The sequence below is a fragment of the Pseudomonas sp. HS6 genome, assembly GCF_023375815.1.
In the GTDB taxonomy this organism is placed as follows: Bacteria; Pseudomonadota; Gammaproteobacteria; order Pseudomonadales; family Pseudomonadaceae; genus Aquipseudomonas.
Genome location: NZ_CP067412.1, coordinates 3,945,279 through 3,957,735, shown reverse-complemented (window position 1 = coordinate 3,957,735; position 12,457 = coordinate 3,945,279). Strand labels below are relative to the sequence as shown.

General features: G+C 62.4%; 10 protein-coding genes. 3 read left to right on the top strand and 7 right to left on the bottom strand.

Annotated features, from left to right (window positions below; translation table 11 throughout):
- Nucleotides 1–39 precede the first annotated feature (39 nt).
- From JJN09_RS17830 to kdpF, 5 genes are all read right to left on the bottom strand, one after another.
- Nucleotides 40–2,691, bottom strand: a complete 2,652-nt coding sequence (locus JJN09_RS17830) for a sensor histidine kinase KdpD (protein ID WP_249482881.1) — start codon at nucleotides 2,689–2,691, stop codon at nucleotides 40–42.
- A gap of 34 nt (nucleotides 2,692–2,725) precedes the next feature.
- Entirely contained in the window at nucleotides 2,726–3,271 is a 546-nt protein-coding gene (gene kdpC / locus JJN09_RS17825; protein ID WP_249482880.1) for a potassium-transporting ATPase subunit KdpC, read from the bottom strand.
- A 332-nt stretch (nucleotides 3,272–3,603) separates the two neighbouring features.
- Nucleotides 3,604–5,661, bottom strand: coding sequence for a potassium-transporting ATPase subunit KdpB (gene kdpB / locus JJN09_RS17820; RefSeq protein ID WP_249482879.1), 2,058 nt, complete (start codon nucleotides 5,659–5,661; stop codon nucleotides 3,604–3,606).
- A gap of 10 nt (nucleotides 5,662–5,671) precedes the next feature.
- A complete protein-coding gene (gene kdpA, locus JJN09_RS17815) occupies nucleotides 5,672–7,366 on the bottom strand; it encodes a potassium-transporting ATPase subunit KdpA (protein ID WP_249482878.1) in 1,695 nt (564 codons plus the stop codon).
- 8 nt (nucleotides 7,367–7,374) lie between these two features.
- The gene (gene kdpF, locus JJN09_RS17810; RefSeq protein ID WP_007899818.1) at nucleotides 7,375–7,464 is read right to left on the bottom strand and encodes a K(+)-transporting ATPase subunit F; all 90 of its coding nucleotides are present in this window, start codon (nucleotides 7,462–7,464) and stop codon (nucleotides 7,375–7,377) included.
- A gap of 423 nt (nucleotides 7,465–7,887) precedes the next feature.
- Between kdpF and eat the strand changes: the two genes are divergently transcribed.
- The gene (eat, locus tag JJN09_RS17805) at nucleotides 7,888–9,252 is read left to right on the top strand and encodes an ethanolamine permease (RefSeq protein ID WP_249482877.1); all 1,365 of its coding nucleotides are present in this window, start codon (nucleotides 7,888–7,890) and stop codon (nucleotides 9,250–9,252) included.
- A gap of 130 nt (nucleotides 9,253–9,382) precedes the next feature.
- Nucleotides 9,383–9,550 carry a DUF2897 family protein gene (locus tag JJN09_RS17800; RefSeq protein WP_096821045.1) on the top strand — a complete coding sequence of 56 codons (168 nt, stop codon included), beginning with the start codon at nucleotides 9,383–9,385 and terminating at the stop codon, nucleotides 9,548–9,550.
- A 45-nt stretch (nucleotides 9,551–9,595) separates the two neighbouring features.
- Here the strand turns inward: JJN09_RS17800 and JJN09_RS17795 are convergent, their stop codons facing one another.
- Nucleotides 9,596–10,447 (bottom strand): DUF1989 domain-containing protein, encoded by an 852-nt coding sequence (locus tag JJN09_RS17795; RefSeq protein ID WP_249482876.1) that lies wholly within the window; start codon nucleotides 10,445–10,447, stop codon nucleotides 9,596–9,598.
- A 175-nt stretch (nucleotides 10,448–10,622) separates the two neighbouring features.
- Between JJN09_RS17795 and JJN09_RS17790 the strand changes: the two genes are divergently transcribed.
- A complete protein-coding gene (locus tag JJN09_RS17790) occupies nucleotides 10,623–11,180 on the top strand; it encodes a TetR/AcrR family transcriptional regulator (RefSeq protein WP_249482875.1) in 558 nt (185 codons plus the stop codon).
- Here JJN09_RS17790 and fabF read toward each other — a convergent pair.
- Nucleotides 11,177–12,451, bottom strand: a complete 1,275-nt coding sequence (gene fabF / locus JJN09_RS17785) for a beta-ketoacyl-ACP synthase II (RefSeq protein ID WP_249482874.1) — start codon at nucleotides 12,449–12,451, stop codon at nucleotides 11,177–11,179. The genes JJN09_RS17790 and fabF overlap by 4 nt on opposite strands.
- Nucleotides 12,452–12,457 lie beyond the last annotated feature (6 nt).

The window sequence follows — 12,457 nt, the reverse complement described above, 5'->3', positions numbered from 1 at the left end:
TCAACACAAAAGAGTGGCAAGAGAGTAGCGCAGCGCGGATCAGGCTTCACCGTCCATCCCCGGTTGCGCCTGCAAAGGCAGGTGCAGGGTGATGCAGGTGCCGTGTCCGTCGATACCGTCGCCGACACTGATCCGCCCGCCATGGGCGCCGACCATGCCCTGACAGATTGCCAACCCGAGGCCAGTGCCCTGCCCGCCGCGATCACCCCGGGCGGCGGTGTAGAACATGTCGAAAATCTTCGCTCGCTCATCGACAGGAATTCCCGGCCCTTCATCGCTGACCGAGAAAAACACCTCGCTCTCATCCGCTCCGGCACGCAGTTGCAGCCGGCCGTGGGACGGCGAAAACCGTGCGGCGTTCTCCAGCACATTCACCAGCGCCTGTTCGATCAACGCGGCATGGACGAACAGCAGCGGCAACTCGGCCGGTACATCGGTGCTCACGTGCAACGACGACAGCACCGCTCGCAGACGATTGAGCGCACTGCCGACGATGTCCGCTGGCGACACCCAGTCCCGCGCCAGCTTCAGGGCACCGTGGCCGAGGCGGGTCATGTCCAGCAGATTCTGGATGTAGCGGTCAAGACGTTCGGCTTCATCGCGAGTGCCTTCAAGCAACTCGCGGCGATCTTCCAGCGGGATCGCTTCGCCGAGCGCCAACAGGCTGTCGATGCTGCCGCGCATTGACGTCAGCGGCGTGCGCAGATCGTGGGACACCGACGCCAGCAAGGCACTGCGCAATTGTTCGGTTTCGCCGTGCAGGCGCGCAGCTTCAAGGTCATCGGCCAGTTGCGCCCGGGCGAGTGCCTGGGCCAGCGGCTGGCTCAGCGCAGTCAACAAGCGGCGGCGTTGCCCGCTCAACGTCTGGCCTTCTTTGGCGCACACACCGAGCAACGCCAACGGCCCGTCCTCCACCGACAGCGGCCACCACCACCAGCGACCGAACGGCAACGTGCCGGTGCCCATGCCTGCCGGTTGATCGTGTTGCCAGGCCCAGTCGGCGGCGGCGCGTTCCGCTTCGGTGAATTGCAGCGGGCCGCCGGTCTCGACTTTCCAGCCACCCTGGCCGTCGCGATTGAGCAGGCACAATTGCAGATCGCTCCAGCCATTGAGGTGCTGCGCAGCGGCGCTGACCACGGCCTGACGGTCGGTGGCGGCGGTGAGTTTGCGCGACAGGTCGAGCAGTTCGGTGGTCTCTTCCTGGGTGTCGCGCAGGGCCTGCAATTGCCGACGCTGACGCGCCGCCAGGTTACCGGTGAGCGCCGCCATCAGCAGGAAGAACAGCAAGGTCAGCACGTCTTCTTCGCGCTGGATGCTGAAGGAGAAATTCGGCGGAATGAACAGAAAGTCGTAGGTCAGGAACGACAGCGCCGCGCAGGCCAGCGAAGGCCCCAGGCTGCTGCGCACTGCCACCAGCAACACCGCGGCAAGGAACACCAACGAGATATTCGGCAACGGCAATACGCTGGACACCGCCCACGCCAGCGCACTGGCCAAAACCGTGGCCACCAGCGCCAGCGCGTAGTCGAACCACACCAGTGTCGGTGCCGACCGCTGACGTGGCGGATGCTGTTCGTGGTCGCTGTCCAGCACGTTGATTTCCAGGCCATGGGACTGGCGCAACAAACGCGCCGCCAGACCACCGCCAAACAAACGCCGGCGCAGACTCGGCCGCGACTGGCCGACCAGCACCAGACTGGCGCGGCGTTCGGCGGCGTGCTGGATCAAGGTCTTTGCTACTTCGCCGGCCCGCAGCAGCACCACTTCGCCGCCAAGCCGTTCGGCCAATTGCTGGGCGCTTTGCAGGCGCAGGCGCGATTGCTCATCGCGCACACTGCCGTTTTCGACGTGTACCAGACTCCAGGGCAAATGCCGGCGCTGTGCGACGCGACTGGCATGACGCACCAGCCGTTCAGCATCGGCATTGCCGTCGACGCCGACCAGCAAGCGCCCGCGCACGGCCGGTGCAGCCTGGCCGAGCTGGCGATAGCCTTGGGCGAGATCGTTATCGACCTGCGCCGCAGCGGTCTGCATCGCCAGTTCACGCAGCGCGGTGAGGTTGGTCTGGGTGAAAAACGCATCGATCGCGGCCCGCGCCTGTTCCGGCACGTAGACCTTGCCTTCGCGCAAGCGCTCGAGCAATTCCCGGGGCGGCAGGTCGATCAGCAGCAGTTCGTAGGCTTCTTGCAGCACCCAGTCCGGCAGGGTTTCGCGCACCTGCACACCAGTGATGCCCCGCACCTGATCGTTGAGACTTTCCAGGTGCTGGACGTTGACCGTGGTGTACACGTCGATGCCGGCTGCGAGCAGTTCCTGAATGTCCTGCCAGCGTTTGGCGTGACGACTGCCGGGGGCGTTGCTGTGGGCCAGTTCATCGACCAGCACCAGTTTCGGTTTTGCCGCGAGCAGACCGTCGAGGTCCATTTCCTCCAGCGTCACGCCACGGTATTCCGAACGTACCAGCGGCAGTTGCGGCAGGCCGCCGAGCAACGCTTCGGTTTCGGCGCGACCGTGGGTCTCGACCACGCCGGCAATGATTTTCACGCCCTGACGCAATTGACTGTGAGCCGCCTGCAACATCGCATAGGTCTTGCCCACACCCGGCGCGGCGCCGAGGAAAACCTTGAGCCGGCCACGGCCGTCGCGGGGCAGGTCTGCTAACAGCGCGTCGGCGCGGCCGGAGTCACTCATGCTTGAAAGTCTCTCTTCCTGATGTCATCGCGATTTACAGCTTTTCCAGCGCCATGTTCAGCGCCAGCACATTCACTACCGGTGGGCCCACCAGCGGCTGTTCGATGTGCGCGTCGAGCAACTGCTGCAAGGTCGCCACCGGCACATTACGCGCTGCCGCGACACGCGCCAGTTGATAGGCAATCGCGGCCGGTGGCAAGTGCGGATCGAGACCGCTGCCGGAGGTGGTCAGCAGCGCCAGTGGCACCGGGCCCTGACCGGGCACCTGCAACTTGTTGGCGTCATCGATCACCCGAGTGGCCAACGCCGGATTGCTCGGCGCCAGGTTGCTCGCGCTGCTCGACACCGTCGCAAAGGCACCGGCCGAAGGACGTGGATGGAACCAGGCATCGCCGACAAAATCCTGAGCGATCAGCGACGAGCCGCGCACCTTGCCTTCGGCGTCGTGCACCAGACTGCCGTTGGCCTGTTCGGGGAACGCAACTTGCGCGACTCCGGTGACCACCAGTGGATAGGCAACGCCAGTGACCAGGGTCATCAGCACCAGCAGGCTCAGGGCCGGACGTAACATTGTGGACATTTCAAAATCCTCGAATTCATTGGGCAAACTTTGGTGGGGGGTCAGGAAGATCCATCCCCCTCACCCCAGCCCTCTCCCCCAGGGGGGCGAGGGGGAAAGGGAGCCGATTTGCATACTTTTCAAAACCTGAGTTCGGCTCGATATTTCAGGTCGGTGCAACTCGCCAGAACACCTCGGTCAGTCCCCTCTCCCTGAAGGAAAGGGAGCCAATCTTTGTGCATTTCAAATCCTGAGTTCGACTCGGTAATTCAGGTCGATGTATCTCCGGAAAACACCTCGGTCAGTCCCCTCTCCCCCCGGGAGAGGGTTAGGGTGAGGGGACGATTTCGGGGTCAAACCAGATGCAACGCCGTCAGCAACATGTCGATCGCCTTGATCCCCACGAACGGCACCAGAATCCCGCCCAGGCCATAGATCAGCAGGTTGCGTCGCAGCAACGCCGCCGCACTCGCCGCCTGCACCCGCACGCCGCGCAGGGCCAGCGGAATCAGCACGACGATGATCAGAGCGTTAAAGACGATGGCTGACAGAATCGCGCTCTGCGGGCTGCTCAAGTGCATGATGTTCAGCACGCCCAGTTGCGGGTAGATCGCAGCGAACAGCGCCGGCAGGATCGCGAAGTACTTGGCCACGTCGTTGGCAATGGAAAAAGTCGTCAGCGCACCACGGGTCACCAGCAATTCCTTGCCGATCTGCACCACGTCCAGCAGCTTGGTCGGATCGCTGTCGAGGTCGACCATGTTGGCCGCTTCGCGCGCCGCCTGAGTGCCGTCATTCATCGCCATGCCGACGTCAGCCTGGGCCAGCGCCGGGGCATCGTTGGCGCCGTCGCCGCACATCGCGACCAGGCGACCGTCGTTCTGCTCATGACGGATGCGCGCCAGTTTTTTCTCCGGTGTGGCTTCGGCCAGCACGTCGTCGACGCCTGCTTCAGCGGCAATCGCGGCAGCGGTCAGCGGGTTGTCGCCGGTGACCATCACGGTGCGAATCCCCAGCTTGCGCAGCTCGGCGAAACGCTCGCGGATACCCGGCTTGACCACATCTTTCAGGTGAATGGCACCAAGCAATTTGCCGTCGGCGCAGACCAGCAACGGTGTGCCACCGCTCTGGGCGATCTTGTCGATTTCACGGGACAGGCTCGGGGCCAGATCCGAACGCTGTTGACCGATGAACCCCAGCAGCGAATCCACCGCGCCCTTGCGGAATACACGGCCCTGATAATCGACACCGGACAAGCGGGTTTCCGCACTGAACGGCACCGCGGTCAACACGTCCAGCGCAGGTTCCGCTTGCGGATGCAGACCTCGCAGGTACTCGACGATGGACTTGCCTTCGGCGGTTTCATCGGCGAGCGAAGCGAACAGCGCGCCTTCGGCCAGCTCGCGACCACTCACGCCGGGAGCGGCATACACCGCGCTGCAACGACGGTTGCCGAAGGTGATGGTGCCGGTCTTGTCCAGCAGCAACACGTGCACGTCACCCGCCGCTTCCACGGCACGACCGGACTTGGCGATCACGTTCAGGCGCACCAGACGATCCATCCCGGCGATACCGATCGCCGACAGCAGACCGCCGATGGTGGTCGGAATCAGCGTCACCAACAGTGCCACCAGGAACACCAGCGGCAGGCTGCCGTTGGCGAAATGCGCGAATGGCTGCAATGTCACGACCACCAGCAGGAAGATCAGGGTCAGACCGATCAGCAGGATGTCCAGCGCCACTTCGTTCGGGGTCTTCTGGCGTTTGGCGCCTTCGACCAGCGCGATCATCCGGTCCAGGGTCGATTCGCCCGGGTTGGCCGTGATCTTCACCAGCAGCCAGTCGGACACCAGTCGCGTGTTGCCGGTGACGGCGGAACGGTCGCCGCCGGACTCGCGGATCACTGGCGCCGATTCACCGGTGATCGCCGCCTCGTTGACGGCTGCGATGCCTTCGATGACCTCGCCGTCACCAGGGATCATTTCTCCGGCTTCGACGCGCACCACATCGCCCTTGCGCAGGCTCGCGGCCGGCACCACCTGGAAGCTGCCGTTGGCCAGTTTGCGTCGAGCGCTGAGCCCTTCACTCCCAGCCTTGAGGCTGTCGGCGCGGGCCTTGCCCCGACCTTCGGCCAGTGCTTCGGCGAAGTTGGCGAACAGCACGGTGAACCATAGCCACAGGGCAATTTGCGCCGCGACGAAGGTCGGCACGACGTTGTCCGGGATGAAGCACAGCACGGTGGTGAAGATCGCGGTCAGTTCGACCACCAGCATCACTGGCGAACGCACCAGTTGACGCGGGTCGAGCTTGACGAACGCTTGCACCAGTGCCGGACGCCACAGGGCGCTGATCGCGGTTTTCGCGTGTTCCGGCGCCTTGGCGACGACGGGTTTGATTGCGGGCATATTCATCATTGACTCCTTAGAAGCCCATGCTCAGATGTTCAGCTATTGGGCCCAATGCGAGGGTCGGCAAGAAGGTCAGGCCGCCCACCAGCAAAATGGTCACGGTCAACAGGGTCACGAACAGCGGGCCATGGGTCGGGAAGCTGTTCTGGCCGATCGGTGCGGTTTTCTTCATCGCCAGGCTGCCGGCCAGGGCCAGTACCGGGAGGATGTAGCCGAAGCGACCGATCAACATGCCCAGGCCGAGCATCAGGTTGTGGAACGGAGTGTTAGCACTCAGTCCACCGAACGCCGAACCGTTGTTGGCACTGGCCGAGGTGTAGGCGTACAGCAACTGGCTGAAACCATGTGGGCCGGGGTTACTGATGGTCGCCGCCGGGCCAGGCAGGGCAGCGGCAATCGCGCCCAGCACCAGCACGCCGACCGGCATCACCAGCAAGGTCACGACCAGCAGTTGCACTTCGCGGGCCTGGAGTTTCTTGCCGAGGTATTCCGGGGTGCGACCGATCATCAGGCCGGCGAGGAACACCGCGATCAGCACGTTGAGCAACATGCCGTAGAGCCCGGCACCGACACCGCCGAAGATCACTTCGCCGACCATCATGTTGACCAGCGCCACCATGCCGCTGAGCGGGTTGAGGCTGTCATGCATGCCGTTGACCGAACCGTTCGAAGCTGCGGTTGTGGTCACCGACCAGAGCACGGTGGCAGTGGTGCCGAAGCGCGATTCCTTGCCTTCCAGCGGCGCGGTCTGCTCGACGGCCACGTTGTTCAGCGCAGGGTTCGGCTGATACTCGGCCCACATCGAAGTAGCGCCGCCGATGAGGAACAGCGCCAACATGCAGCCGATGATTGCGCGGCTCTGACGCAGATCCTTGACGTAGTGGCCGAAGGTGAACACCAACGCGACCGGGATCAGGATGATCGAGGTGACTTCGAACAGGTTGCTCCACGCGGTCGGGTTCTCGAACGGATGCGCCGAGTTGACCCCGAAGAAACCGCCGCCGTTGGTGCCCAATTGCTTGATCGCAATCTGGCTGGCCGCCGGGCCGAGCGGGATGACTTGATCGACGCCCTGCATCGTCACCGCATTCACATATTGCGCGAAGGTTTGCGGAACGCCCTGCCACACCAGATACAGCGCCAGCAGCAGGCACAGCGGCAGCAGGCCGTAGAGAGTGGCGCGGGTCATGTCGGCCCAGAAGTTGCCCAGGGTCTTGGTCGATTTGCGACCGATGCCACGGCACAACGCGACCAGCACGGCGAGGCCGGTGGCGGCGCTGACGAAGTTCTGCACGGTGAGGCCGACCATCTGGCTCAGGTAGCTGAGGGTCGCTTCACCGCTGTAGGACTGCCAGTTGGTGTTGGTCATGAAGCTGACGGCGGTGTTGAACGCTTGCGTCCACTCCTGGCCTGGCAGGTTTTGCGGGTTCAGCGGCAGGTGATCCTGGAACAACAGGATCGCGAACAGCAACAGGAAACCCGCGAGGTTGAACGCCAGCAGCGCCAGCGTGTACTTCTGCCAGCTCTGTTCGTCCTGCGGATTGACCCCGGCAATGCGGTAACAGCCGCGCTCGACCGGGCCGAGAATCGGCGTCAGCCAGGTGCGCTGACCTTCCATTACCTTGTAGTAGAAGCGCCCGAGGAACGGCGCCGGCAGCAACACCAACGCGAAAAACGCGAGGATCTGCCAATAGTCATAACTGTGCATAGCCGCTCCTAGTTCCGATCCGCGCGCAACAGCGCAACCAACAGATAAATGAACAGCCCCACTGCCAGCAGCAGTGACACCCCGTCCAGAACGCTCATGGAAGATCTCCGTGTTACGGCGTATTGCCGCGTGTGGAGGCATTGTCGGAAAGGTGGCTGTAAAGGAACGAGACCGAGGGTGCGCGCGGGGCATAAAGAAAGCGTAAAGAGTGGGTTTACGTCGGCGTTACAGCGGATTTTTGCGTTGTATGGGCGGGCCTGTTCGCGGGCAAGCCCGCTCCCACAGAATTTGTGTCGATCACAGCATCTGATCCCACAGCTGAACCTGTGGGAGCGGGCTTGCCCGCGAAGACGGCAGCACAGACAACATCGCACCCAACTGGCGCACAATTTTGTGGGCATTGCGCCGCGAACATCCCCGATACGACAGCTTTCAGCCCATTACGACGCGCCAATACAAAATGGCACGCCCACTGCACACACCCTCCTTCGAGCTTTCCAAACCGTTCAGGGAGCAAACGCATGAACACACAACTCAAACCCACGCTGGGCACGTTGCACCTGTGGGGCATCGCGGTGGGGCTGGTGATTTCCGGGGAGTATTTCGGCTGGAGCTACGGCTGGGGCGTCGCAGGAACGCTGGGCTTTCTGGTGACGTCATTCATGGTCGCGACCATGTACACCTGCTTTATTTTCAGCTTCACCGAACTGACCACGGCGATTCCGCACGCGGGTGGGCCGTTTGCCTACAGTCGCCGGGCGTTCGGTGAAAAAGGCGGATTGATCGCAGGCCTGGCGACGCTGATAGAATTCGTCTTCGCTCCGCCGGCGATTGCGCTAGCGATTGGCGCCTATCTAAACGTGCAGTTTCCGGCCCTCGATCCGAAACATGCAGCGGTCGGCGCATACATCGTCTTCATGGGGCTGAACATCCTCGGTGTGAAACTGGCGGCGACTTTCGAGTTGATCGTCTGCGTGCTGGCCGTCGCCGAGCTGTTGGTGTTCATGGGCGTGGTCGCTCCGGCCTTCAGTTTCAGCAACTTCGCGCTCAATGGCTGGGCCGGCTCGGACGTATTCGGCGCACCAGCGATTGCCGGGATGTTCGCGGCGATTCCGTTTGCGATCTGGTTCTTTCTCGCCATCGAAGGCGCGGCCATGGCGGCCGAAGAGGCCAAGGATCCGAAACGCACGATTCCCAAGGCCTACATCAGCGGCATCCTGACGTTGGTGCTGCTGGCGATGGGCGTGATGTTCTTTGCCGGCGGTGTTGGCGACTGGCGCACCCTGTCAAACATCAACGACCCGCTGCCACAGGCGATGAAAGCGGTGGTCGGCGACAATTCCGGCTGGCTGCACATGCTGGTGTGGATCGGCCTGTTCGGCCTGGTGGCGAGTTTCCACGGAATCATTCTTGGCTACTCGCGGCAGTTCTTCGCCCTCGCCCGCGCCGGTTACCTGCCTGCCTCGCTGGCGAAGCTGTCGCGTTTCCAGACGCCGCACCGGGCGATCATCGCCGGCGGCATCATCGGCATTGCCGCCATTTACAGCGACGGCCTGATCAACCTCGGCGGCATGACCCTGACCGCCGCGATGATCACCATGGCCGTGTTCGGCGCCATCGTCATGTACATCATGAGCATGCTCAGCCTGTTCAAGTTGCGCAAAAGCGAACCGAATCTGGAGCGGACTTTCCGCGCACCGTGCTACCCGCTGATCCCGTTCATCGCGCTGGTGCTGGCGGTGGTGTGTCTGGTGGCGATGGCCTGGTTCAACGCGCTGATCGGGCTGATCTTCCTCGGTTTCATGGCGGTCGGATTCGGCTATTTCCTGCTCACCGGCCAGTTGCGTGCGAACGCGCCGGCCGATGCGATGCTGACCGGTCAATAGACGCTGTGCGGGTGTACCGGGCATAACCGGCCTAGAATGGAACCACTGCGATTTTCCATCGCTCAAACGTGGTAAGCAGCATCGCCCGTCGAAATCCTCGCCCGGCGACCTGCCATTAAGGAGAGCCGCTATGCCCTGGTATGCCTGGTTGATTCTGGTTGTTGCAATCGGCTCGATCGTGGGGGGTCTGATGATGCTGCGAGACACCGCCAACAAGGTCGAACTGACCGAAGAACAACGTCAGCGCGTTGCTGAGCGCAATGCCGAAGCGGACGTCAAGGACGCGCAGGACCGCTGAACGAAAAACCCCGCCATAATCGGCGGGGTTTGTTTTTGAAAGCCGTTATTTTTCCCACTCGGCCTTGGCGATGTGCAGACCATGCAGGCCCTTGTATGCCGCGCGCTCCGGCGGGCTCCAGCCTTCGAGCAATGAGTCCTCAAGTCGATAGATTTCCACGCCCAGCGGACGACACACACTCAGCGGATCCTGTGCATCCGGGCCCCACATCGCCAGCGACAGATCACCGCCGGGACACGTCGACAATGCACACAGCAAGTCGATTTCCGCAAAGAACTCAAGATAGTCGCCCTTCTGCGCCGGACAGGCCTTCATGAAGTACAGGTCATCGTGGTTCAGGCCGGTGCACTGAAAGATGTTCAGTACGTCATGCACGTCGAATTCGGTCAGACCGTGTGGCAGTACGGCGCGGGTCAGGTTGGAATGGCAATGATGATGGAAGTCTTCGCCGGTGAGCATCTTGTTCACATACGGATCGCAGCGCGTGCCGAGCAAATCGTGCAGGCGCCCGCCGTGCTCATCGATGCCGTAACTGGCCAGGCTGTCATCGGTGATGGTCACCAGTGGCCGCAGAAAAGGCAGGTTCGACCAGAGGCGATCATGGGTGCTGACATGTGCGCCTTGCAGTTGCCGGGTCCGCGCCGCCCACATCCGTTCGCGCGGATCGTGGGCATTCCACACATTGAAGTCGCCCACCTGTGGCCCCACCGGTGTGGTGACACGAAACACATGCCCCGCCGGAACGTGCCAGGCACGACCGGTGCGGATCGGCACTTCGAATTGCTCGATCAGGGTCCGCGCAGCCTTCTGTTCGCGAATCCGCTCGTAGAACGGTGCATTGACCTGCAAGGCCGAGCCTTTACTGACTTGATAGGCGGCCGGATAGTCTTTGTACATGGTTCTCCTGCTCCTTCGGTGATGGCAACTTTGCAAGCTGCAACCACTATCCGTGCCAACCGTTCACCGCTGTTACGAACATGTTGGAGTCATCGGCAGGCTTTTTAGAAGTAGAAGTACAGTCACCATTCAATTTGCATTGGTTAAGATGGCGGTCTTGTTGCGGAGAGTTTAAATGCGTTACTCGCAGGATCATAAAGCCCAGACCCATCAGCGCATCATCAAGGAAGCGTCCGAACGGTTTCGCAAGGACGGCATCGGCGCGACCGGCCTGCAACCGTTGATGAAAGCGCTGGGCCTGACCCACGGCGGCTTTTATTCGCATTTCAAATCCAAGGACGACCTGGTCGAAAAAGCCCTGCAAGCCGCCGGCGATCAGGTCGCAGGCTTGTGCGAGGAGCTGTTCGCCCAGGAAAAACCGCTGGAAGCCTTCATCGATACGTACCTGTCCGAATGGCACCAGACTTCTCCTCATGAAGGCTGCCCGTTGTTGACCATTTCTTCGGAACTAGGACTACGCGGCCAACCGAGCCCGACCAGCGACACCGTGCTGAAGGCGCGTCTGGATCAGATTCAGACGACCCTCGAAGGCGAGAACGCGGCCGAACGCAGCATCGTCATCATGTCGACGCTGGTGGGCGCGCTCCTGCTCTCACGCAGTGTCGCGGATGCCGAGCTAGCGCAACAGATCCTCGACGTCACCCGCGAACACCTCAAGCGCTCCGAAGATTAATCCCGCCAACGCTTGAACAGCACACTGGCATTGACCCCACCGAATCCGAAGCCATTGGACAGCGCATACTCGATCGGCATCGACCGCGCCTGACCATGGACGATGTCCACGCCTTCGCTGGCCGGATCGGGATTGTCCAGGTTGAGGGTCGGCGGAACGATCTGATCGCGGATCGCCAACAGGGTGAAGATCGCTTCAAGACCGCCCGCAGCGCCCAGCAAATGCCCGGTGGCGGATTTGGTCGAGGTCACGGCGATTTTGTTCTGCGCTCCAAACACCGACTTGATTGCAGCCAGTTCACCCAGGTCGCCAACCGGCGTAGAGGTCGCATGCGCATTCAGATGCTGCACCTGATCCGGCGCGATACCGGCCTGAGCCAGCGCCAACGTCATGGCTCGCCGGGCACCGCTGCCGTCTTCCGGCCCGGCGGTCAGGTGATAGGCGTCGGCGCTGGTGCCGTAGCCGACCAGTTCGGCCAGTGGCTTGGCACCACGGGCCAGTGCGTGATCCAGGGATTCGATTACCAGCAGCCCTGCGCCTTCACCCATCACGAAACCGTCCCTGCCGCTGTCGAACGGCCTCGAGGCTCGTTCGGGCGTTTCGTTGTAGCCGCTGGACAGGGCCCGCGCCGCCGCGAAACCGGCAAGACTGACTCGATCGATTGACGCTTCTGCACCGCCACACACCGCAATATCGGCCTCACCGGCGCGAATCAATCGAGCGGCGTCACCGATCGCCTGGACGCCAGCGGCACACGCGGTGACCGGTGCGCCAATTGGACCTTTGAGCCCGTGCTGGATCGAGACATGGCCCGCCGCAAGATTGACCAGAAACGAAGGGATGGTGAACGGTGACAAACGCCGGGGGCCACGACTGTCAGTGGTGCGTACGGCATCTGCGATTGCGCCAAAGCCACCGACACCGGAGCCAATGATGGTCGCTGTACGCTCTTGAGCATGAGGGTCCCCCGGATGCCAGCCGGCCTGTTCAAGCGCCTGCCGCGCAGCCTCCATGGCAAACAGAATGAAACGATCCATCTTCTTCTGTTCCTTCGGCGGCGTAGCGCGATCCGGGTCGAAACCCGCTTCGGCGTCCTCTTCCATCGTCGGCACCACACCACCGACCCGGGCCGGCAGATCGGCAACCACCGCGTCCGGCAACTGGCGCAAACCCGAGCGCCCGGCAAGCAGACGCTGCCAGACGACTTCGACATCACTGCCCAAGGGCGATACCAGGCCCATACCCGTAACAACTACTCGACGCTGATCCATATCGGG